General features: G+C 63.2%; 12 protein-coding genes. 10 read left to right on the top strand and 2 right to left on the bottom strand.

Annotated features, from left to right (window positions below):
* Window positions 1-119: 119 nt before the first annotated feature.
* A complete protein-coding gene (locus ACTOQ1_RS18335; RefSeq protein WP_440068626.1) occupies window positions 120-2,792 on the bottom strand; it encodes an alpha-L-fucosidase in 2,673 nt (890 codons plus the stop codon).
* 660 nt (window positions 2,793-3,452) lie between these two features.
* On the opposite strand from ACTOQ1_RS18335, the gene ACTOQ1_RS18330 reads away from it, so the two are divergent.
* From ACTOQ1_RS18330 to ACTOQ1_RS18305, 6 genes are all read left to right on the top strand, one after another.
* Entirely contained in the window at window positions 3,453-3,758 is a 306-nt protein-coding gene (locus ACTOQ1_RS18330; RefSeq protein WP_440068624.1) for a transposase, read from the top strand.
* A 255-nt stretch (window positions 3,759-4,013) separates the two neighbouring features.
* A complete protein-coding gene (locus ACTOQ1_RS18325) occupies window positions 4,014-5,300 on the top strand; it encodes a helix-turn-helix domain-containing protein (protein WP_440068622.1) in 1,287 nt (428 codons plus the stop codon).
* 33 nt (window positions 5,301-5,333) lie between these two features.
* The gene (locus tag ACTOQ1_RS18320; RefSeq protein ID WP_440068620.1) at window positions 5,334-6,065 is read left to right on the top strand and encodes a toll/interleukin-1 receptor domain-containing protein; all 732 of its coding nucleotides are present in this window, start codon (window positions 5,334-5,336) and stop codon (window positions 6,063-6,065) included.
* Window positions 6,062-8,002: a hypothetical protein gene (locus ACTOQ1_RS18315; protein ID WP_440068618.1), complete on the top strand. Its 1,941-nt coding sequence runs from the start codon at window positions 6,062-6,064 to the stop codon at window positions 8,000-8,002. Before ACTOQ1_RS18320 ends, ACTOQ1_RS18315 begins: the two co-directional genes overlap by 4 nt.
* Window positions 8,003-8,046: 44 nt before the next feature.
* A complete protein-coding gene (locus ACTOQ1_RS18310; RefSeq protein ID WP_440068616.1) occupies window positions 8,047-9,111 on the top strand; it encodes a hypothetical protein in 1,065 nt (354 codons plus the stop codon).
* A 12-nt stretch (window positions 9,112-9,123) separates the two neighbouring features.
* Window positions 9,124-9,552, top strand: a complete 429-nt coding sequence (locus ACTOQ1_RS18305) for a hypothetical protein (protein WP_440068614.1) — start codon at window positions 9,124-9,126, stop codon at window positions 9,550-9,552.
* Between the two features lie 434 nt (window positions 9,553-9,986).
* Here the strand turns inward: ACTOQ1_RS18305 and ACTOQ1_RS18300 are convergent, their stop codons facing one another.
* Window positions 9,987-10,136, bottom strand: a complete 150-nt coding sequence (locus ACTOQ1_RS18300; RefSeq protein ID WP_440068611.1) for a hypothetical protein — start codon at window positions 10,134-10,136, stop codon at window positions 9,987-9,989.
* Window positions 10,137-10,374: 238 nt separating this feature from the next.
* On the opposite strand from ACTOQ1_RS18300, the gene ACTOQ1_RS18295 reads away from it, so the two are divergent.
* The 4 genes from ACTOQ1_RS18295 (at window position 10,375) to ACTOQ1_RS18280 (ending at window position 24,131) form a co-directional block, all read left to right on the top strand.
* A complete protein-coding gene (locus tag ACTOQ1_RS18295; RefSeq protein WP_440068609.1) occupies window positions 10,375-15,804 on the top strand; it encodes a sacsin N-terminal ATP-binding-like domain-containing protein in 5,430 nt (1,809 codons plus the stop codon).
* A 644-nt stretch (window positions 15,805-16,448) separates the two neighbouring features.
* Window positions 16,449-19,880, top strand: coding sequence for an AAA domain-containing protein (locus ACTOQ1_RS18290; RefSeq protein WP_440068608.1), 3,432 nt, complete (start codon window positions 16,449-16,451; stop codon window positions 19,878-19,880).
* Entirely contained in the window at window positions 19,864-21,192 is a 1,329-nt protein-coding gene (locus ACTOQ1_RS18285; RefSeq protein ID WP_440068607.1) for a hypothetical protein, read from the top strand. Before ACTOQ1_RS18290 ends, ACTOQ1_RS18285 begins: the two co-directional genes overlap by 17 nt.
* Before the next feature lie 359 nt (window positions 21,193-21,551).
* Window positions 21,552-24,131 carry a GmrSD restriction endonuclease domain-containing protein gene (locus ACTOQ1_RS18280; protein ID WP_440068605.1) on the top strand — a complete coding sequence of 860 codons (2,580 nt, stop codon included), beginning with the start codon at window positions 21,552-21,554 and terminating at the stop codon, window positions 24,129-24,131.
* Window positions 24,132-24,248 lie beyond the last annotated feature (117 nt).

The raw sequence follows: 24,248 nt of genomic DNA, 5'->3' as shown, positions 1-24,248 counted from the left end.
CGAGGCCGCCGGACCCCGGCCCTTTGAGGGCCGGAGTCCGGGCGTTCCTCACATAGCGTCTTGGACGCTGGCGCTGACGGGGCTGTCCGTCACCTTCCGGCTTCCGTAGGAACGATCGGCTATTTCTCCATGGTCAGCGAGAACAGGTGCAGGCTGCTCGGCTGCTGAGGCTGTGGAAGGGTGAGGGATCGCAGGGTCTTGCCGGGGTCGATCGCGTAGGTGTAGCGGTAGATGCCGACGCCATAGGGGCTGTGTCCTGTCGGGCCGTACCGGTAGGCGCTCCTCAAGGGGGCGTCGCCGGAGCCGTAGAGCCAGTCCCCGACCTCCAGCTTCACCTCGCTGGTGGTCTCGTCGGTGTAAGTCGCCGTCGCGGTCCCGCTGACCGGTCCCCAGCTGGACGAGGCGAGTGCGTGGATGCGGCGGTACTTGTCCTGCGGCAGGTCGATGGTCTGGCCGTTGGCGACGACGTTGTTCTTGGCTCCGTTGGCGCCGCTGGGGAAGCGGAACGGGACCGGGTCGATCGTCACGGTTCCCTCGGCGGGGAGTTCTTCGGCGGGGTAGTTGTAACCCGAGCCGTCGAAGTCGCCGTCCCCGGGTGCCGACGCGGTGGCGATGCCGTCGTTGTTGAAGGCGTTCGTCAGATCCACCGGAGTCATCGCCCCGACGACATCCGAGGTCGGGGTATAGATCTGAACTTCTGCGAGCGACAGCGGATTGCTCTTGGAAGCAAGCTGCACCCGGACGTAGCGGCCCGAGATGTTGGGTGTTATCCGGTCGGGAGTCCTGGCCATCTCCTTCTGGTGGTAGGCGTGCACCCCGGGTTGGGCCAGCGTCGCCGCGAGCGAGTCCGAGGTGAACGGCGTGTCGGAGACCATCACGTAGTAGTCGCTGAGCCGGTCGCTGCAGCAGTCGGTGCGGTTCCAGATGGAAATCTGGTTGATCGGCTTGCTGGCGCCGAGGTCGGTCTGCCACCACGCCTCGGACTCGGGCTCGGCCGTGTGTGTCGCCGAGCCGTTCCCGAAGACGCCGTCGGTGCGGCCGTCCACAGCCCGGCCGGGCAGTCCTCCCCATGCCAAGCTCTTCTGCGTCGCCGACGTCCCGAGTGCGGCATTCTCGAAGCCGATGAGGACGGGCCGGGGGATCGTGTCATAGACGAATGCGCCGTTCGTGACCTTCGCTGAGATCGGGTAGCCGCCGGCCTGGATGGTCGTGGGCTGGGTCACCTTGAACTCGATGGTCTTCGAGCCGCCGACGGGAAGGTCGGCGGTGGCCTGCTCGGGTTGCGCCGTCCAGCCGGCGGGAAGGTTCAGGCCGACTCCGACGCCCGAGACCGGGGTCGAAGAGGCATTGCCGACGGTGATCTTCGCGGTGATCGGCTCGCCGAGCCTGGCCGCCTCCGGGAGGGTGATGTCGCTCCGCACGATCTGGCTGACGCCCGGAGTGGACACCTTGAACATGAAGGCGTTCTTGCTCTCGGTGGCGTCGGATCCCCTTGCCGGCATGGTCACCCGGACTTTGCCGCCGTCCTTGCGCCACCGCAGCGGGGTCTTGCCACCGCCCAGCAGGGTGATCTTGGATGTGTCGCTCAGCGGCAGGTCTCCCGACAGCACAAGTTCCTGCCCGGGCCATTGGAGGGCGGTGGCGTAGAGATTGCCGCCCTTGACCGTGTAGCGGACCGGCACGTTGCTCGCCTCGTCCTCGGCGTGGTTCCAGTAGGTGGTGCCGTAGATGCCCTCACCATTGATCTTCAGCCACTTGCCGAGCTCGCGGACCCGCTCCGCCTGGATATCAGGGATCGAGCCGTCGGCCTTGGGGCCGATGTTCAGCAGCAGGTTGCCGTTCTTGCTGACGGTGTCGGCGAAACTGTCGATCAGCTGGTCGGTCGACAGGTAGTCGTTGACGTCCTCCTGCTGGTTGTAGCCGAACGAGTAGCCGAGGCCCCGGGTCGTCTCCCACTTGTTGGGGTTGATGTCGGGCTCGACGCTGTACTCGGGGGTCGTGAAGTCGGAGCTCGCGTTGCCGCACCGGTTGTCGACGACGACGTCCTTGGGCACCGGCCGGTTCTTGGCCTGGTTGTAGTAGTCGGCCATGAACTGGTTGCTGTTGTTCGGGCCGCCTACGCCGTCGCACCACACGATGTCGGGGTCGAATTTCTGCACGAGCTCGACCATCTGCGGGTACTGGTGGTCCATCACATAGTCGTTGATCGGCTTGTAGCCGGTATAGGGCACTTCTTGGCCGGTGTAGGGATTGCGGGGAGGTCCGCCGGGGAAGAACGAATCGCCCGGGTACTTCGGGTGATACCACTCGGGCATTGAGTAGTAGACACCGGTCTTCAGCGGGCTCTTCTTCGCCGCGTCGAACAGCTCCTTGACCAGGTCGCGCTGGGGACCAAGGGCGACGGTGTTGCGGTCGGTGGTCTTGGTGTCCCAGAGCGCGACGCCGTCGTGGTGCTTGGTCGCCATGACGAAGTACTTGGCGCCGCCCTTCTCGAACAGCTTGATCCACTTCTTGGGATCGTACTTGGTCGGCTTCCAGTCCTGAATGAACTGGTCGTATGGGTAGTTCTCGCCGTACACCTCTTTGTGATGGTTGTACATCGGGCTACCGGCGTAGCTCATGCCCTGGAAGTACCACTCGGCGTAGCTGCCCTTTGGGGCCCAGGCCGGCACCGAGTAGGCACCCCAGTGGATGAAGAAGCCCAGCTTCGCGTCGTTGAACCACTGCGGGACCTGGTGTTTGTCCAGAGACTCAGTGGTTGGCTGGTAGTCGTCGATTACCTGCGTTGACATCGGATGATTCGAGTGGCTGGTCGCGCCAGTGGCCGGGAGCGCCACCGCCGGCCCCACCAGTGCCGAGACCGATAATCCAAGGCCAAACAGCCTTGATGCCGACTTGGACCGCACTGCCCCTCCGGTCTCCATGCCGCCTTACGGCCGCAAAAAGGTTGGATGTATCGAACAAGTTGCGGCCAAGTTAACGGCGGTACGGATTCAGGTCAATGGTCTTCGGCCCAATACCTCCGATGACACTTCGCGAACTTCCTGGCTGAGGCGGCGCTCCAAGGCCGGCCGAGCGCAAGAACGTGCTGGTGGACGGCCTGGCAGGCCGTGTGGAGTGCGCCGTACTGGTAGAGAAGTCCGTCTGCGTCGGGTGTGTCCGCTGTGTCGAAGCGTTGCCGACCGAAGCGGATGAACGCTAGCCAGGCGTCTTCCGTGGTCAGATCTGTGATTGCACGCTGCCCGGCCTGCAACTCGACGTGGAGCAGGCTTACGGCTTCATCGATCGACCGTCTCCCGCGCATGCCCTGATCTCCTTGCTCGCCAAAGGAGTGGCCAGGGCACCCAACCCGCTGAATCTTCTCGGTTACAGCAAGTTTGCCGCGGCCTGAGATGGCTCTACGGCCGATGCAGTGGCGCTGCAGCCTTCAGCATCTAGCTGCATGAGATGCGGTGCTGGTTGAGCTGCAGGAGCGTCTAGGCAGTGGCTGTGGATCTTCGTCCGGCCGGTTGATCGCGCACGCGACATCGGGGCGTCGACGCTACTCCTATGACCGCACCGCGTTCACCATCGACTGGGACAGTCGGCAGGCCATCTGCCCGCAAGGGCAACGCAGCACCGGGTGGAGCCCATGCCGGCAGCGCGGTGGCGAGGCGATCGTCGTCACCTTCCCCACCGCCCTCTGCCGCCCGTGCCCGGCCCGCCCCCTGTGCACCACCGGCAAGAAGGACAGACGCCAGATCACCATTCGTCCCTAGCCGATCCAGCAGGCACTCGATACCGGGCGCTCCCCCTTGAATGTGGACACCTTCTCATCCATGCGGCTTCGTGGTGTCTGCCCACTGTGAGATCGCGTACGAGGTTGTCTGGGGACCTGCACACCCCGGTGGTCCAGGCAGGGACGGCAGGTGGAAACGGGAAACACCGCAGTGGGCCTTGTCCGACCGATGTGGCTGACGCAGTCTTACAAGCAGTGACTCTCGGCTGCGCAGCGGACTGCGAAGGAGGTCCAGGTGGTTCAGGAGCCACTCAGCTTCGGCCGGGAGCTTCGTCGGCGACGGTTGGCAGTCGGTCTCACGCTCACAAGCCTGGCCAAGCTCGTCCACTACAGCAAGGGCCAGTTGAGCAAGGTCGAGCGAGGGCTGAAAGCGCCCAGCAGGGAACTGGCACGCCTATGTGATACCACCCTGGGCGCCGGGGGTGACCTCGTGGTCCTCGCTCCTATTCGGCCCACCAATACGAAGGCCACCAAGGCACGTGACAGCGGAGAGGAGGTGTGGGTTATGCAGTTGTCCGGTGACGGGCAGAGCTCGTTCCAGGCGTTGAACAGGCGACAGATGCTGACCATGGGGGTTGCGTCCATCGCCGGTATAAGCATCGGCCTTCCAGGCACCACCGTCTCCGCCGACACCACCCTGCTGGGCATGTCCCGGGCGCTGTTTGATCATTACCGGCAACTCGGTCAGGTAGCGGGTCCGAGCGTGCTGTTACCGGCCCTCATTGCCCAGACGCATTCGCTGCAGGAGCTGTCCTCACGTACGAGGCCGCCTACTCGCGAAGGGCTCCTCCGGCTGGCCTCGCGGTATGCCGAGTACACCGGATGGATGATGCAGGAAGTTGGAAACGATGAGGCCGCATTATGGTGGACGCAGCGGGCAATCGACCTTGCCGCCGCAGGTGGCGATGATGATATGGCCGCGTACGGGCACGTCCGCCGCGCTCTGGTCACTCTGTATCGCAAGGATGCCGTACAGACAATCGTGCTGGCCGGGCAGGCGCAAGCCAGCAGGCTGCCGCCTCGCATCCGTGGGTTGGCGGCGCAGCGCGAAGCCCAGGGGCACGCCCTCGCCGGTGACTACGACGCTTGCATGCGCAGCCTCGACAGGGCCCGCGCACTGCTCGCTCTGCACACGCAGCAATCGAATACACCCATCATCGGCACGACGAACTTGCCCGACCCTGTCGGCATGATCAAGGGCTGGTGCCTGTACGACCTCGGCCGTCCTCAAGCGGCGGCCGAGATCATCGGCCAGCAGATGGCGCTGATACCGCCCCAGGCATTGCGCACACAAGTCCGCTACGGCATGCGCCACGCGCTCTCCCATGCGATGGCGGGCGAGATCGAGAAGGCCTGCCATCTGACGGGACAGCTACTCGGCAGCGCCACGGCAGTCAGCTCCGCGACCATCATCCAGGACATGCGCGCGCTCGCGCGAACGCTGGCTCGTCACCCGAAGAACACGGCGGTGCGGGAGCTGGCCCCCGAGCTCGGCGTGGCCCTGCACATCGTCAACCCGTAGATCCGAGAAGTGGACCCAGCGAAGGGGTGTCAAATGGCAAACGAGGTGTTCATCAACTACCGCACTGGGGATGGCGAGAAGATCGCGGCATTGCTCGATCAGGCCCTCTCCCACCGCTTCGGTGACTCGCGCATTTTCCGCGCTTCCAAGTCCATTCCACCCGGAGGCGTTTATCAGGAGCACCTGATCAGCGGGATACGCCGCAGCTCCGTCGTGCTGGCTGTCATCGGTGAGAACTGGTCCAAGCACCTCCGACTGAGTGACGAAAACGACTGGGTACGCAAGGAGATCTTAGAAGCGTTCGCCTGCGGTATTGAGGTCATTCCGGTTCTGGATGGACGGAAGGCTGAGCGGCTGAACCCGGCTGACCTGCCCAGAGAGCTGAAGCGGCTCGCTGACGTCCAGTCCGTCCCGCTGGACCTGCATGATCTGCAGTCCGATCTCATGTACATCGGTAACCAGCTCGCCGCGAAAGTGCCCGAGCTGAAGGCCGCGGATCGGACCACAGTTCAGGAATCGGAGGTCGGCGAGGTGCGCAACTCGGTTGGCGAGAATCGCGGGAACGTCGTCCAGGCCCGGAAGTTCACCGGCGACGCCGGTACTGTCATCAAGAAAAACCAAGGGTCGATTCACTTGGGCGATGGCAACCTCTACAACAACTCTCCACATGTCTCGGGGACAGGAGCGACCTACATCGCGGGTGACAACCAGGGCGGAATCCGGCATGACTTCGGCGGTTCACGCCGCAAAGAGGAGGAGCGTTGACCGGCTCGGTGCCTCCCTACATCTCGGACAACCGCGGGGCCACGCACACGGGGAGCGGCGACCTTTACTACACGGCGCTCTTCGCCAACGCGGCTGATCGAAGCCGGAAAGCACGCTTGGCCTCCATCAAGGAGCTGGACTGGCTCCAGCAGCGCTTTGTTCGCCCTCCTGGCTACGGACAGGCGCACGACATTCTGAGGACACATCGGACACTTCTCCTGGACGGCGCGCCGGGTAGCGGAAGAAGCACTACGGCAAAGGTACTGCTGCACGAGTTGTCCTCAGGCGGCGAGCGGTTCCATGAGCTGTCCTGGGAGGACGAGAACGAAAAATACCGGGTGGAGCCAGACCTGATCGGCGACGACGATCGCGTGTGGTTCGACCTGTCACGAGTCGACGAGCGGATCTGGACCGCCCTCCAGGACGATCTGTCCTCGCTCCGCAAGCGCGTTGACCAGCACGGCGCTCTGCTGGTGGTTGTGCTGCCTTCCAGAGGAAGCGAAACGCTCTGGCCGCAGTTCGGGCCCTTACATTCCTGGATCGACCGTCCCTCGGCCTTGGAGGTCCTCCGTCGGCATCTACGGTTGGAGGGGGTTCCCGGGGCTGCGACCAGCCCGCAGCCCGCTTTTCTGAGCACCGACAGGCCCATGCTGGAGATCGCCAGGTTTGCCGGTTTAGTCAAGAAGGCGTACAAGGATGCGGCCGACGCCGGTTACCCCGACTGGTATAAGGCCGCAGAGCGCGCGTCCACCGGTCGTGGCCCTGAAGTCGCCACCGTCGTATCAAAGCTGCGCCTCGGCCCTCAACGGGCATTGCTCCTGGCGACGGCCATGCTTCATCAGGCCCACGTCGACCATGTCTACAGCGCCGCCACCGCGTTGCTCGAAACCGTCGACTACGCGGACGAACGCCATAGTCTGGAACGTTCCGATCTCATTGAGAGCCTGCGCGACATCGGTGCCGAACTGGATGCGGACCGCCACGTGCGTTTCACGGACCTGGGATACGACGCCGCCGTCCGCACCCACTTCTGGCACAACATGCCGGGGCTGCGTGATGGCATACAGCGGTGGGTCGCAACGATGACCGACCATCCGGGCCTGGATGACAAAGAGCGCGATGAGCTGGTCATGCGCTTCACCGAGCAGTGTCTGCACTCGATGCACCTGCAGGCATTGGTCGACTCAGTGGCCCACTGGACTAAGGGTCCAAAGCCCTACCGCAGACAGCTGGCAGCCGACCGAGCCCTTCGATTCGCGCTGAGCGCCGAGGAACACGGCAGCTTCTTCCGTCGGAAGATCTACGACTGGGCGACCGATAGCCACATCCCTAAGGCCTTGGCTCAGGTGATCATCGTTATTTGTACGGAGGTCATCGCCGTCACTCACCCCGATCAGGCCATCGTGCGCCTCCACCACCTGGCCAGGCGAGAGAGCCGAACCATGGATGCCCGTACCGCGCTGCTGGGAATGGCCGACGGCGACCCGTGGATGCGTCGACAACTCCTCGCCAGGCTCACCAGACTTCGCACGGTTGGCAAACAGTGGGACAGCGACGTCGATCTCTTCCTGGAACTGGCCGACCCCGTGGCGTTCACCGCTCCCGGCACTCACAACCGGCCACTGATCGCCGAAGCCGAAGTGCAAAAGATGCTCACCGAGGGATGGAGGCGCGCCTTCCAAGAACGCAGTGAGGTGGACTGGAAGACGGGGCTGCGCCAATGGCTCCTAACGGCCTTCCAGGACGACCTTTACCGTGACGCCCTCATCGGCGTCCTCGTCGCCGGAGGCGAGCAGCGCGGCGACGTCTTGGCAAGCCTATACAGCGAGGCCCGCGCCCTGCCCCGCTTCATCACGGAGAGTCGGGAGCAGTACGCCGCCTTCATCGATCTCGTTCTGCAAAAAATCTTCGCGGTCCAAGGCATCCGGGTCACTTGATCAACCCTGTGGAGAGAACCATGAGTATGGGCCGGAATACGGTCATGATCTATGCGTTCACCGTCGGCGGCATCCTGCTGGCCGGCCTCATCGCTTTTGCTCCGAGGGGGATATGGCTCACGGCCGTCGGGGTCACGGTCGTGGCCGTGGCGGTCCTGCTGTTCAAGCTCTGGGAGCGGAACGGGACGCATGACTATATAGAACCGGAGGCCGTCGACACGCCTCCGCCGCCACCTCCGATCGAACCCTGTGAACAACGGGTAGAACAGGTCCCGCTGCCGAGTCAGGAGGAAGACTACGACTTCCTGTTCTCCGCGACGATTCTCTGGTCCCCTTTGAAGCAATCGTGGGACAGCACGCTCGTCAATCCGGCGGCGTTGGCCGTGGACGCGATACTCAGGCGCGCGAGAGCGATCACTGAGCGCCGCGAGCCGGGACGTGCCGCCCTCGTCGCGCACGAGTTGGCTGGCGTACTGGGCACGACGCAGGACGACGCCAGCGGCTATGTCCAGGCCATGGCTAAATCCGTCCAAGTCACTCTTTCCACGCAGGATCAGGAACGCCTGGACAAGCTCGCCATGGTGCGCAAGGACCGAGTGGTCTGGGAACACGACCGCAAGTACGAGCAGAGCAAGCGCGATTACCTCGGCGAGGACGTGCTCAAAGACACCGGCAGCGCCGTCGTCTGGTGGCTCGTCAAGAACGACGACCATGTGGAGAAGACGGTGAACGACATAGGTCTGCTCGCCACGCTGTCGTCCGTAGCCAACAACAAGGAAATACCCCAAGGGGCCGCCTACACGAGCCCACTCTTCGGGCACAACGGTGAGGAGCCGTCTATGAACGGCGCTTCACCAACCGACTCTTTGGCGGCCTTTCTCTGCGCCCTCGATTTGCGAGAACAGAGAGATCTTTTCACCCACCAGATAGCCCATCTGGTCCGCAGTTACGGCCAGCCCGATGTAGCTGAGGAGATCGAGCGCAGGTTCGGCTTGGCCGACCCAACAACCGCCTACGACGCCGACGTGTCTCCGGATACGAACGCCAGCGGGTCGGCCCCCTTCCAGGACGACCAAGACAGCCACTGGGAGGACGGGCATGACGAGTAGAACTGAGGAGACATGCAAGCCGAACTGATTGCATTGGCCGCATCTGGTGCCACGACCTTGGTCACTCTGATGATCTCCGATGCCTGGGCGCAGGCGAAAGGGAGAATTGCGCACGTGCTCGGTCAGGATGAGGATGAGCAGGATGACCTCCTGCAGGAGTTGGAGCTCTCGCGCGCAACCCTCATGCTCGCCTTGGAGAGAGGCGATGGGGCGCGGGCGGCGACGATCGAGGCCGAATGGCGCAGCCGGTTACTGCACCTGCTGCGATCGGATCCAAGCCTCACCGACAAGCTGCGGAGCCTTCCGGCTCCACCAGCGGGGACGGTCTATAACCACATCAGCGGTCGAGTGCGGTCCGGCCTGGTCATCCAGGCCGGACGGATCGAAGGATCCACCTTCCACGCTCCGCCGAACGAGAGTGCTGGCAGAACTGAGGCGTGATCAAGGGCAGGCTGCCGGGAAGGCACGTCTGAGGCCCGACCCGCCGTTGAGTCGGTGGATGCTTTGGAGCGGGAGAGCCTCACGACCTGGGAGAACACCGTCAAGATCATTCTAGCTATATCCCCAGATCATGGTTCTACGGTCGCCTTGGGATGCTCTCGGCTGCTCACTGGGGTTCACCAAGCAAAGAGCCTGCGGTCGGGGAACCACCGGTCGGAGGCTGGAACACCGATTGAGAAAAGTGCCCCCCGGCATGATTCGAACATGCGACACCCGCTTTAGGAGAGCGTGGACGAAGTTGCACGTTCACCCGGTTTGAGCTGCACGGATGTCTTAGACAGCCAATGCAGCTTACGTGATCATCCCGCGCATGTCCCGCGCTTGTGTGGCCGACTGCCGCGACATCGACGGCAACACGACCCGGGCGTAGGCCGTCAGGCCCGAGCGCAGAGGTAGCGCCAGCAGCACTTCATTACGAGTAAGACCAGCATCGTCCACAGCGCGGCCTCCAACTCCGCGAAACTCCCATAGGCCGCCCGCAGGGTGGTCGTCATGGACACCAGATCCGCCTTGTCGATCTTCATGGTCTGGCGACCTGCTGGGCCTAGGGGTGTACTGGCCCAGGACAACCGCCTGACCGTCAAACAACTCCGCAACCGCTGCGCAGAACTCGATGCCGCTGTGAGAGTGGGATGCAGCCCCGCCGACACATGCCGTCCTGCAGCCATATCGCACCGGTAGGACGGGCTCGGAGAAGTACGGCACGAATTGTCTGTGGCATGCGTTACGGTGCCCGCACGATTGCTCACGGGACGGGGCGACATGATCAATGTGGAGATCGGTGCGCTGGCACAGGAAGCCGCCGACGCTTCCTCCGGCGAGACCTACGCGGGGCAACTTCGCGAGTACGCGCTGGCCGTACTTGGCGAATCGCAGAACACAAAGGTCTGGAAGGCGGGCCAGCAGCTCCGAGCGCTCTCGCACAGCGCGGCACGGGAATATGCGGGACGGTTCCTACTGGAACTGCTGCAGAACGCTCATGATGCCCACCCCGGCAATCGCACCGACGGACGCGTCCACATCCTGCTCAACGAGCACGAGGGCCCGCACGGGATGCTGTATGTCGCCAACGGCGGGACTCCGTTCACCTGGGAGCAGGTCGAGGCGATCTGCAAGCTTGCGCTGAGTGACAAGACCATCGGCGAGGGCATCGGCAACAAGGGAGTCGGGTTCCGGAGCGTGCTGGAGATCACTGACGCTCCGGAGATCTTCAGCTCCCAAGTTGGCGGGTCGAACCGCACACCTCTGAACGGTTATCGCTTCCGGTTCGCCGTCGAAGACGACCTGCGGGCCCTGCTCAAAAACGAGGAACTGGTGCGCCAGGCAGTGGAGGAGCTGCCGCCGTTCCAGATTCCGTACCCGATCCTCGACCTGCCTGCGGTCTGCGCGGAACTGGCGGCCGACGGTCATGTCACTGTTGTCCGACTTCCGCTGCGAAGTGACATCGCTCGTCTCTCAGTGGCCCGCCGCCTGAAGGATCTGGCTACGTCCAAGGCACCAGTCATGCTGTTCCTCGACCGCCTTGAACGACTGGTGCTGGAGCGCCGGGCGGCCGACGGCGAAGTCCATCGGACAGAGCTCACCCGCCAGGAACAGCTCTGGGCCGACAGCACGGCCGGTCACAGCGCACTGGCCGAGACCGAAGAACCAGTTCCGGTCGTGTCCCTAGCTGAGGTCGATCTTGGTCCACTCGGCGAATTTCTGCTGGCCCGAGGGCATATTCCAGCCAAGCGGCTACAGGACACGGCCAACGCGGCCGTCGACGAAGGGCTGCTGGATGAGTCTTGGCGGGACTGGACAGAGCCTGCCGCTGTTGAGATCGCCCTGCTGTACGGGGCGGAGAATCCGCCCGCCGGGCACATGTACACCTTCCTGCCACTCGGCGACGATGTTGCTGCGCCCCTGCACGCCCACCTCAATGCGCCTTTCTTCACCAAGTTTGACCGCACGGGACTGAACCGCGAGCATCAGCTGAACGTGATGCTGTTCGAAGCACTCGCCGAAACCTGTCTGATCGCGGCCGCCACGTTGCGGGCAGTGCCGACCATGAAGGCTCGAAGAGCCGCAGTCGACCTGATCAGCTGGGATCCCGGTGCACTGTCGGCGGGGCTGCTGTCGGACGCGGCGCGACGTGTGCACAGCCTCGCGTTCTCGAATGTGCCTGTGGTTCCTACGAACGGCGACACTCAGGATGACACGTGGTGCGTGCCCACGGACGCCGTTCGCTGGCCCGCGAAGAATCAGGCAAAGGATCTAGCGGTGCTCACCGCCCAGGCGGCTAGGAGCGTCGGCGTTGCTGTGGCGGACCCGCACATCGGCGACAGCCGACTTGAAAGGCTGGCCCGTACGTGCAGCTCCCTTCAGTGTTCCCTGGACCCATCAACGCAGAAGTTGGCGGATTACGTAGAACAGATCGTGGGGGCGTTGCCTCTGCCCGCCACGGGAGAGGCTGCTGATGTCTGGAATGGCCTCTACATCGATCTTTTCGTACTGTTCGACAAACGGGGGGAAGCTCTCCGAGGCAGGCAGCTTCTGCTGGCCGATGATGGGACGATTCGATGCTTCAACGGTAGCCTCGGCGCAGCCGTTTCGGGTGGGACGCAGCGTGAGCAACGGCAGGAGGCGTTCTTCCAGCCGACGCAGGTCGGAGCCGATGACACAGGCGAACTCCGTGTCCCCGAGATGCTCAGCAAACAGCTGTTCTACGCTCACCCCGCTCTGCAGTGGACAGGTGGAGAAGACCACCTGCGGCGCCAGCAAGCACGGGAGTTTCTCGAAAAGTCGAGGCTCATCCGCGCTTTTGACGCCGCGGGGCTCCTAGAGCATGTCCGAAACGCTCTCCAGGAAGGAGCCTCAGAGAAGCTGCGCTTGCAGGCCCTGAGGTTCGTCTTCCAGCTCTACCGCTCGCGAAGATCGTCCAAGAGTCTTCCGATCGGAGAGTTGGGACTATACGTACCGTCTGCGGCAGGACCCCTGGTGCCCGCACAGCACGCCGCATTCGGCTCAGGCTGGAACACGGTCTGTGGAGCCGACCTCGTCTACGTCGTGACCGAAGGATGTGAAATCTCTCCCGACCTGAAATGGATGAACGACCACATCGTCGCACCACCGCAAAGGTTCATCGAGCATGGCGACACCCAGAGTGACTGGCTAGGATTTCTCGAACATCTGGGAGTCACGGACGGGCTCATCCCTCGCTCCGCTCCTGACGCTAGGACCTGGATTACAGGCTCCTGGCTCACCGTGGCCGCAGTCGTCAACGAGGCCAAGACCCCTCCTGTAGTCACCGAACAGTGGCGACTCTGTCTTCCGGACCACTTCTCCTATGTCAGCCATCCCCGGACGGGCTACCACGGATCGCCCGCCTTCCGCTTGCCGGGGCAAGAGGTGGTCTGCGGGTTCACCGAGAAGGGACGTCTCGCATACGCCCAGCTGATCCTGCATGGTCTAACGCGCTGGCCCGACGACCATTTCACCAGCGTGTGGACCAGTTCCCATTCACGAGAGCATGATGCCCATCGCCTGCCGACTCCCTTGGCCGCGTTCATCCGAGAGCAGCCGTGGCTGCCCGTACGCACCCGTACCCGCACCGTGGGATTCGCCCGTCCGGCCGACGCTTGGTGCTGGCCTCCTGCCCTGGCTGACGAGGAGCCCTCCTTCGGTCCTACCGTTGCGCATGCTTTCCGGTCGCTTCTGGACCAGCCGGCTGTAAAGAAGCGACTGCGTGACATGGGGCTGTCCACATGGGGGAGTCCTCAGGACAGCGCCAAACTCATCGCGACGCTGGGAGCGCTGATTGATTCCGGCGCGGTGTACGACGAGGACCGTCCCGTGCTCCAACGGGCCAACCAAAAAGCCTGGACGGCGTTGATCTCATACGCACGTGGCCTGACTTCACCGCGCGACGCCCTCCAGCCGCTCATGAGCGCCTCCCTGCTCGCCGAAACCGGTGACCAGCTCAGCACCATCAAGATTGCCGATCTGTCGGGAGGAACCCAGAAGCTATACATAACCGGGGAGCGGGACAGCCTGGCCTCCCGGCTAATCAGAGAGACGGAGAACGCTCTGCTGGTTGTGCCGGACGGAGCCTGGGATGCCACTCGATTGCTTGCTCGGGTGTGTACGACGGCTGTTCGACACGTCGACGACGCGACCATGACGGTCATGGTCGACGGTCAGCCGCTGGCGTCGCTGGCCGCGGGGTCGCAACTCCTTGAGCACCTGCCGTGGTTGCCGTACGCGATTGGAGTACTGGAGGATCACTCTCCTGGCGTGCGGACGACTGAAGCCGGGCTCACCGGGCTTGTCTCGCTGGCGCGGCGGATCCGCATACGCGGCTACGAGACGCTGGACATCACCGTCGACGATGAACCCATCGAGCTACCCGCGAGGCAGAATGGTGTCCTGCCCCTTCCAGACGACGATCAGCCGTTGATCCTGGCACCGATGCTTGTGGGGGATGACCTCACCTGGGAATCCGTAGCGCAGTTGGTGGAGGCGATCGGTCACGTGGTGGGACGACCGAGGTTCGCCGCACCGCTTAAACTCGCCGCCTACGAGTTGCGCGACAGACGCGCTGTCCTGGCGTCTCCCACCGATCAGCAACTCGCCGATGTGCTCAGCGTCTCGCTTGACCAATTGCAGGAGACGGTACGTCGTCTGGACGGATCCATCGCGGGCGTGCTAAAGCGCTGCTACCCGCTCTTGCTCCACTGCCTGGGACTGAAATTGGCCAACGAGCTTACGGTTCCTCCGCCTCCGGACCTCAGCACGTTCCAGGCATTGCTCACGCCTTACGATGATGAACTGCCAGAGACTGCTGAGGAATTGGTCACGGCGGCGCGCAGAGCTCGCAATGTGGAAGAGCTGCGTATCGCCATGAACTTGGACTTTGCGGAATTCAACCGCACACTGGCCGTCCTCACACCGCAGTACCACCCCATCAGCCGCGCCGACGCTCACGAAGAAGAACTGCGGAAGCACATCGACCTGAACCGGACTCGCCTCGTTGACCGGCTGCGCTGGGCTGTTCTCGACCGCTTCGAAACTCGCGAGCCGATCGCCGATTGGGCGCAGACACGTTCCCTGCAGTGGATCACCGCCCCTGAGGAATGGGCGTTCACTCACGACAGCGTGGATACCGGCCTGCTTCGGGAGCATATCGAAGCATCACTGACCGCGCGGCTGGGGGCTCCCACGCCGCAGGACGGCAAGCGTCTGCCTGCGCTGGATCAGCTCCGTGGCGACAACAACCTACTGATTCGTCACCTTGTCCCCGAACTCACCGTATTGATCAAAGCGGTGCGGCGTCCCCTACCCGGCGCGCTAGCCGGGGCCGGCGCCGTAGAGAACGTCGCGACGCTTCTGGACCAGGTGGGCGTCCTGGATTTCCGCCTTCTCACCAAGGACGACATCGTCGCATGGCTTGACGTCCTGGGTCAGTGGCCAGCGGGGATGCCGACGACGACCGTTCTCGCCGCACATGGCTTGACCCAGGCCGATCTCGACCCGGCGCGCCGCGCCGAACTGCAAGCTCGGGAGGAGCGTGCTCGTCGCCGACGCGTCATCAACCTCGGCCGTCAGGAGTTCGACGTGGATTCCGGCGACTTCACCGATGTGATCACCGGGCTGCAACAGGGGCTGGAGGAGAACCCGGAGATGATCGCCGGACGTGGCCGCTTCGCCACCCTAGAAGCACTTCCCGGCCGCCGAGCCGTCTCCGGGCCGGGCGGTCGAACGAGCGTGGGCTTGCGCGCGGATCGCGAGCTTTCACCGGCCCAGCGCACGGCGATCGGTTTCGCGGGCGAATGGATCGCCTACCAGTGGCTACGCAAGAACTACCCGGCCACCGACGAGAGTAGTTGGGTATCCACCAGCCGTCAGAACGTCTTTCCAGGCTCCTCAGGGGATGACGGTCTTGGCTTTGACTTCCGTGTCGGTTCCGGGCAGGAGCCCCTCATGTTCGAGGTGAAGGCAACTCAAGGCGATGGCGGTCAGTTCGAACTCGGGGAGAGCGAGGTTCGGGCGGCGCAGAGCGCAGCTCGAAATGATCGTTGGCGGCTCCTGGTCATCACGTGGGTGCTGGACCCGGAGCGCACGACGGTGACGATGCTGCGGAACCCCTTTAGCGCGCAAAGCCAAGGCCTGTACCGGGAAGAAGGCGGTGCGCTGCGGTTCTCATACCGCCTATGAAGCAGGCAATCACCGCTTGCGGTCAGTCATCGCGATGACGAACAGGTGAAACCAGAACCATTCAATCAGCGGACAGCTTTTGGAGCCGGGATCCGGCAGCGTCGCTGAGCGCCTACCGGCCTCAGCGCTTGCGTAGAGCACAGGCCGGCTCCGGCTCCCGCTGACCAGGAGAGGCCGACTACAGTGCGGCGGCCACATTCGGTCCGACTGTCGTTGATACGGAATCCGACTCCTTCACCTGGGCAGGATGGTCCTCGCGAAGCTGCGCGGCGATCTGTCGGGCTCTGGAGGTGCTCACCGAGAGCTTGTAGGTGCGGAAACCCGATCGCTGTGGCTGACCTTCGGGCTCTTATTTCGACTAGCGCGACAGCCGTAGTTGCGACGCGAGAAAGAAGGTCAACAGCAGGAAGCGGTTCATCATCACCGACACCGGCAGCCTGCCGGCTCGCCGTACCTGAGATGTTGGGGCCTCAATGCGGACAGGCGGTTTCCCTCGTGAGGACCGGGTCGTTCGACATCCTGGGACCTATCGATCCGAATATGACATTCCGCCGACATTCCGTGCTCATGCGACGATAGGGTAGATCGATCTTAGGGGTCGGGAATGTAATTCGCGGGGCCGACGCATGGGCGAAGGGGAACTGGTGGCGGAGCTGATCAACAACCGCTTCGCCCTCGTCGAGGGCATTGTACATTCCGGCGGAGCCGCAGATGTCCGGAAAGCGGTCGATCTACACAACGGCGGTATACCCGTCGCGGTCAAACTGTTCAGGACCTCCGAGAACGACGAGACTCTGCGGATCTTCTTCGAGCGGGAAAAGCAGACATTGCGGTCTTTGAACCATGACCACATCATCAAACTGGTCGACGCGGGCTGGGACGAACCCTCCGGGCGCTTCTACCTCATCCTCGACTGGTCTGATCGGACCCTCGCCGGACGGCTCCGGGAAGAGGGGAGCTACGACTGGCAAGACTTCTTCGCGCGAATCGGAATGCCCCTGGCAGGGGCGCTCAACCACGCCCACCTCAAAGAGATCGAACACCGCGATCTCAAGCCCGCCAACGTCTTGCTGGCGGGAGATGGAACGGCCCGGCTTGCCGACTTCAACATCGCCAAAATCCGCGACAAGCTCGGTGCCCCTTCAGGCGGGCATACGGTAGCTGGCTACCGGTCCGGCTTGTACGCTCCTCCTGAGCGCGACGACTCGATCCCTTACACACGAGATGTGTTCGCCTACGGAGTCCTCGCGATCGCCTCGATGTCACGTTCCCCAATACAGGACTATCCGGACATCCTCCCGGCGTTGGAAGCGCTTGAGCTTCCCGCTGAGATCAGAGAAGTCCTGCGCTCGTGCGTAGCGACCAAGCCCCAGGAGCGTCCAGCCAACGGAGCGGTGCTCGAATCACTACTGCAGGCCGCGCTCGCCCGATCCAATGCGCGCGCAGCGCGCAGGAAGAACACACTCTGGCTCAAGATGACCCAGGGTGCTGGGCGCACGGTGCTCTCCCTTGGCCAGGACGCCCAGGTCGACTTCGCGGGGGGCGAGTCCGCGGTCATGATGGACCTGTCAGGGGAGGTCTACGCCGAGTTCGGCACCGACCGGCAGACCGGGCTCCAAGACCGGAAGTCCGTCCTGCTGATCGGACGCGAACACACCTACAAGATCGTCCTTGATCAGGACGGCCAGGACCGAGTAGTGATCGTCAACGCGAGGCGGCACAGCGGCCCGTGGTACGACAACGCCCGTCGCAGGGCTTGCCTTGTCTCCACCTCGATGGGTTTCGCGTTCGCTCGCCAACGCCCGGCAGGATCCGACTGCGGCCTCGAGGAGCTGATCCTCGCCATCGACGACCACGCTGAGGCTGCCGTCCACACAGATATCGCCGACGACGGGCTCGGTGACCTGTTCGCCAACTGGCGGCGTGTGCTCGACGCGCGGGAGGATCTCGCCCGTAGCGAACTCCAGTCATTGGAGTTCCACGGCAGGACCGTCCGCGGCCGAGAGGTCGCGTTCGTGATCACACGAGAGACCGATCAGAACCTCGTCGGCGACGAGTGGGAGGTATTCGACCCCAGCCGCAACCGGCTCGTAGGTCGCGGCGAAGTCGTCGCCCAGTCTGCCGATTCCGTCACCCTCCGATTCCGTCATGCTCTCCGGGACCTTACCGCCGCTGGACGCCTGGCACCCTATTTGGGGCCGACTCAGACGGCACTGTCTCGCCAGATCGATGCACTGAACCGGGTTGCCTCGCGGGAGGCGGTGAATCCCGTTCTCCGCGACATCATCACCCGTCCTGGTGCCCTCGCACCATCCGAACCGGCGGTGATCGAATCCTGGTTTCGCGGCGATCTCGACGAGAGTAAGAAGGACGTGGTCCGGCACGCCCTGGGCACCAGCGACATCATCCTGGTAGAGGGCCCGCCGGGCACCGGCAAGACGACCGTCATCGCAGAGATCGTGCAACAGACGCTCAAGCGCGCCCCCCGCACCCGGATCCTCATCGTCAGCCAGACCCATATCGCGATCGACAACGCGCTCCAGCGGCTTGAGTCGGCTCGTATCGGCAATCTGGTCCGACTCGGACGTGGCGCCGATGACCCCCGGGTCGCGCCGGCCGCCCGCCATCTGCTGCTAGACAAGCAGATGAAGAAGTGGGTCGAGCGGATTCGGACGCGTGCCCAGCGTGGCATCAGCGCGCTCGCTGCCAAGCACGACCTCACCGAACGTCATCTGCGTGGCGCAGTGGCCCTCCAGGAACTGGCTGCCACTCTCGGCGACATCGAACATGTGCAACGGCGGATCGTCGATCTGTCCGGTTACCAGACCGGTGCGAACCCCATTACTAGTAAGGAGCCCGCAGATGACGTCGTCGACGCCCAAGCCCGGTTGGAGTATCTGTACGCCGACCGGGACGCGCGTGTCGTCGAGGCTCGTATGTACTTAGCCGGAGATCTCACGATTGGATCTGAGCCGAGCCTTATTGAGGCGCGCGATGCGGTCGCGGCGGTGCTCGGCGTCTCTGACGGCAGCCGACGGCTGATGGAACTCCTCGCGCTGCAGGCCGAGTGGCTGCACCGCATTGAGTCCGACAAGGCTATGGTGAAGGCGTTCCTGCGCACCAGTAGTGTCGTGGCGGGTACCGCGCTCGGGTTCCTCGGGCATCCGGCCGTCAAGGACATCGAGTTCGACTTGTGCATCTTCGACGAGGCATCCAAGGCGACCGCAACCGAGACCCTCGTCCCGCTGTCGCGAGCACGTCGATGGGTGCTGGTCGGCGATACTCGCCAGTTGCCGCCGATCGACGAGGACCTGCTCAACGAGCGATCGATCATGCAGGAGCACTCGATCAGCAAGGAGATCGTGACCACGACCCTATTCCAACACCTGGTCTCCAGCCTTCCCTCTACCGCTAAGCACATGCTCCGCGCGCAGTACCGGATGATCCCGCCGATCGGCGAACTCATTTCCGCCTGCTTCTATGAGGACAAACTGCTGTCACCGCTCGCCCGGGAGCTCAACGGATACGCCAGCTTCGGCAAACCCGTCCAGTGGATTGACACCGGTCCGCTCGGGACCGGCCGCCGCGAGCAGGCACCCGTCAGCGGGGACACCAGTTTCGCCAACCGAGACGAGGCCAGACTGGTCATTGACCGGCTGCGCACCCTCGACCGCGCTGTCGGCCATGGCCTCATCAAACCGATAGACGGGCACAAGCTCGAGATCCTGCTTATCGCTCCCTACCGGCGGCAGGTCGCCGAACTTAATAATAAGATCGCGACCCTGAGTCCGGCCCACGTCGCCGCGACCGCGCTGTCGGTCGACGCGGTGCAAGGCAGAGAATGCGACCTGGCAATCTTCAGCGTGACCAGGAGTAACGACCAGGGTCGACTCGGCTTTCTCGGCCAGGAGTACTGGCGCCGCATCAACGTCGCGCTGTCCCGCGCCCGATATGGCCTGACGATCGTTGGTGATGCCCGGTTCTGCCAGTCCGCACCCGGTGCCCTCCGCGACGTACTGAACTACATCCAGACTCATCGCACCGACTGCGAGATCATCGATGCCGACCGCACCTGAAGCCGACGCGCTCCTCGCCGAGCGCTACCCCGTGGATCGAGCTGGGCGTCCGCTGATCAACATCTTGGACGCCGCACTGCCTATCACTGGGTTATCGGTCGACGTTCTGGCCCAGGAGCGCAAGCCGCTGCCTCTGCTCGACGAGTTCGTCCTGCGCCTGACTAGCGTCGGTGTTGACACCGCAGACAGTATCGGGAATCTCCTTGGTCTCGACAAGCCCCTCATCGCGCAGACGGTGGGGGACCAGTTCTCCGCCGACACGTTGAGATATGCCCCCGATGCATCAAGCCGCACCCTGCAGTTGACCGCCAAGGGTGTACGGACGGTGACTGACCTGTCGTCGGTCCGGCCGGTACGCGAGGAACTCGATCTCTACTTCGACCGGATCGCCTGGCGCTTGCACTCCTGTAGGCCCCGCGACCTGATCACCCGGCACAGGGCTAGCAGTGATGGAATGATCATCCTCCATCATGACCCAAGAAAGGTCATCAGCGAGGACGACATCGCCCCGGCGACGATCAACGCCCTGTTCGGTGACGTGGACGAAACCCAGATGGAAGTCGTTGCAGTAAAGAGATTCCACGAGAAGCCAGCCAAGCGCTTCCTGCCCGTCAAGCTTCTCGTCTACGCCGACAACGGGCAGGACATCAATTTGGCCGTCGCCATCGCCGACGAGCTGAGCCAAACACACGAGCTGGCCCTGGCGGCGCTCGGCGGCAGTGAGCGTCTGGGCATCCGCGTTGACCAGCCCGCTCAGCGGCCGATCTTGACCGACGAGCTCGAAGCCCTACGGATCCCCACGCATCCGACCCAGGAAACCGAACCACCTACTCCGCAGTTCACCACCGAAGTCCGCGGCATCGGCGTCTTCGAGCACCGGATTCAACTAAACAACGCCCTCACTACGGCATCCCAGCGCCTGCTCATCATCAGTCCTTGGCTGAGAAACCAGGTCGTCACCACTGACTTCGTCGGCAAAGTCGAAAGCCGTCTACGGCGTGGAGTACGGGTTCACATCGCGCACGGGTACGGAGACGATGAGCCGGACTCCCGTGCACTGCGCACGCTTCGCAACCTCCAACGGCGCTACTCGGATAAATTCACCTTTACTAGGATCCGCAACACGCACGCCAAGGTCCTCATCTTTGACGACGTGTGGATCTCCACCAGCTTCAACTGGCTGTCCTTCCTCGGTGATCCAGACCGTACATACCGCCAGGAGGAAGGCACCCTCGTGAGAAGCGGCGCCATCGTGGACGAACGCTACGCGCACTTCATCCGGCAGATCACCGATGACGCGGTACCGGACTGAGCATCGACCCCGCCATCACAGCGAAGTTCTTCAGATCAAGGACATGACCCGGGCGCTGACGACCCGGCACAGCCGTGAGGGCGGCACTCGCCGTTTGTATGATCATCCGGCGCATGTCCCGTACCCGCCGCCTATCCGCGGGTCACGCGACCCGCATCGACAGGGACCATGAATCGTCTTCATGCGACTCATCAAGCCACGCCATGCACTGAAATATCGCGGGACGGGAAGGCCTGATTGCACTCCGTGGTTGACCGGCGTGTTAGGGGACGTTACCTAGGGAAGGACTTGCGAAGCGGAATTCTTGTCGGACCGGCCTGCACTTTTACGTGAAATTGGCATATGACCTAGGAGGGCTAGTGCAGGTTCAAGAGAGCAGCGTGATGTCTCTCCTCGAAGGCCAGAAGCAGTTCCAGGTGCCGCTCTACCAGCGGACATACAGATGGGACCAGAAAGATCTGCGCCTGCTGTGGGACGACGTCATTGAGCATGCCGAAGCTCTGGCCAACGGGGAAGAGCGAAGCGCTCACTTCCTCGGCTCGGTCGTCCTGGCTCCAGGTGAGGTCTCGGCCGGCGGGAAGAAGGTCAATCGCTGGTTGGTAGTGGACGGCCAGCAGCGCCTGACGACTCTCATGCTCGCCTTCTGTGCTCTTCGTGACCACATAATGCAGTTCGATGAGCGCGAAGCCGACCGCATCCATCGGCGGTACCTGGTAAACGAGTTCCAGACCGGTAAAGATCACTATCGCCTCTTGCCGACACAGGCCGACCGGGAGGCGTTCCGGGCCTGTATCGACCGCAGTCCAACAGCAGGCGGTCCCGACAAGATCGGAAGCGCTTATCGTTTCTTCAAGGCGGCGCTGGTCGGTCTCGACGCCGATGCCGAACAGATCGATCGAGTCGAATCTGTGCTCTGCGACAAGCTCTCGATCGTGGAGATCACCGCGGAGAAAGGCGACAACGTCTACCGGATCTTCGAGTCGCTGAACAACACCGGCGTCCGGCTCACCCAAACCGATCTGCTGCGCAACTATGTATTTATGCTGCTGCCCAAGCACGGCGAGGACGTCTACGAGCAGCACTGGCTGCCTCTGCAGAAGCTGCTTGGCCCGGACGGCCTGGAACTGCTCGTCTGGCTCGATCTCGTGATCCGCGGAGCGGACAAGATCAAGCAGACGGAGATCTACCGCTACCAGCAGGCACGCCTAGACGAGGTGGTTCGCACGGGCGGTGAGGAGAGTCTCTGCGCTGAAATCGCCGATCTGTACCGGCGCGGACGTCTGCTCGACCAGATTCTTCGTCCCGAACAGCTCTCTGGGCCGCTGGCCGAACCGCTGACCCGGCTTCACGCCTGGGGCGGGCAGACCTCATACGCGCTCGTCCTACATCTGCTTGATCTCCTCGATCGCAAACTGACGACGCCCGACCAGGTCGTTACAGCCCTTGGATATGTCGAGAGTTTCCTGGTCCGTCGCATGATCTGCGACAAGAGCACCAACAACCTTAACCGGATTTTCAACGCGGCCCCTAAAGAGCTGGAGACCGACCGGCTGGTCGCCGAGGCCGTCCATCGCTACCTATCCGGGGAGCGGCGTTACTGGCCATCGGATGAGGCCCTGCGAGACGCGATCCGGCACCGGCCCTTCTACTGGTCGGGCCGCCCGGCCCAGCGCTTCTTCATCCTTCGCAGACTCGAAGAAAGTTTCGATGCCAAGGAACCGGTCGACTTCACTAAAGCCAAGCTCACCATCGAGCACGTCATGCCTCAGAGCGCGACCAAACCTTGGCTCGACCAGCTTGCCGAGGAAGTCAGCGACGAAGGCAGCGCCGAGGAACTCCACCAGCTGCTGCTGCACACGCTGGGCAACCTCACGCTCTCAGCAGAGAACGCCAAGCTTTCCAACCACCCCTTTAAGCGCAAACAGCAGATCCTCGACAACAGCGCTCTACAGATGAACCGGAAGATCGCCGAGACGCCACGTTGGGGCAAGGAACAGATCCTCACCCGCGCCGACGAGCTCGCAGCCCGGGCCGTGCATCTGTGGCCGGCCCCTCTGGCTAACAGCCGGGCCTTGGTCGATGATCGCCGCGAGTGGGCTCTGCTGCGTGCGGCACTGACGGTTCTCCCTGCTGGAAGCTGGACCACCTACGGCGAGCTGGCCGAACTCATCGGAACCCATCCCCGAGCGGTCGGAAGCTACATCGCCGCCCGGCCCGATGTCCCCAACGCCTACCGTGCGTTGAGTGCCAACGGCACGCTGGCCCCAAACTTCCACTGGCTCGACGGACGCACCGACGACCCCATCGACGTCCTCAAGGCCGAGGGCGTGCACTTCGACAGCAAGGGCCATGCCGATCAGTCGCAGCGTCTCTATGCTGCGGACCTTGCTGAGCTTCTCGGCATGGACCTACCGCAGACCGGTGTCCCACCCTTGTCCAAGGGAGCCAGCGAGGAAGAGCGCGCTCTGCGCTTTCAAGCCCTCCTGCGTGAGAACCAGGATCCAAGCACCGCGGAGTACGTCGAGAGTCTGCTGAAGATCTGGACGGACCTGGGCGGAACGTTGTCCTACGGCAAAAGCACCGACACCAGTTGTTTCCCGCTCGTCTGGGACGAGGCCAGCGCGCCAGGGCACAACTTGTGGCCGGTGGTGTTCTACCCACTGAGCGGCAAGGTGGAGGTCGTGTTTCAGTACCTTGGTAACCGTCCGCCCTTCGATGATCTCAACCTGCGCCGCGAGCTACTCACCAGGCTCAATACCATCGACGGTATTCAGTTGGCTGAGGTCAAGCTCGGTCTGCGGCCGTCGTTCTCGATGGACCTGCTAGTCGCTCACGGAGCCCACACGATGGGTGGGATCCTCGAATGGTTTTACCGTCGCGCCCAGGACTGGCTCCACAAGGAGTCCGGACTCTTGCCTTTCTCGATCGAGAAAGACTGACAAGCCCGGAAGTGAACCGTGCCGGGTTGTGTGGAGACTCTGGCCTGCCCTGAGTTCGGTGGAGTCGCGTTTTTGGATTGTCATGCCACGATGGTCGTGTTTTCGAACTCTATCGGG

The sequence above is a fragment of the Streptosporangium sp. OZ121 genome (assembly GCF_051918885.1).
Taxonomy (GTDB): domain Bacteria; phylum Actinomycetota; class Actinomycetes; order Streptosporangiales; family Streptosporangiaceae; genus Streptosporangium.
The sequence above is the reverse complement of the archived record's forward strand: the minus strand, read 5'-3'. Positions and strand labels throughout refer to the sequence as shown.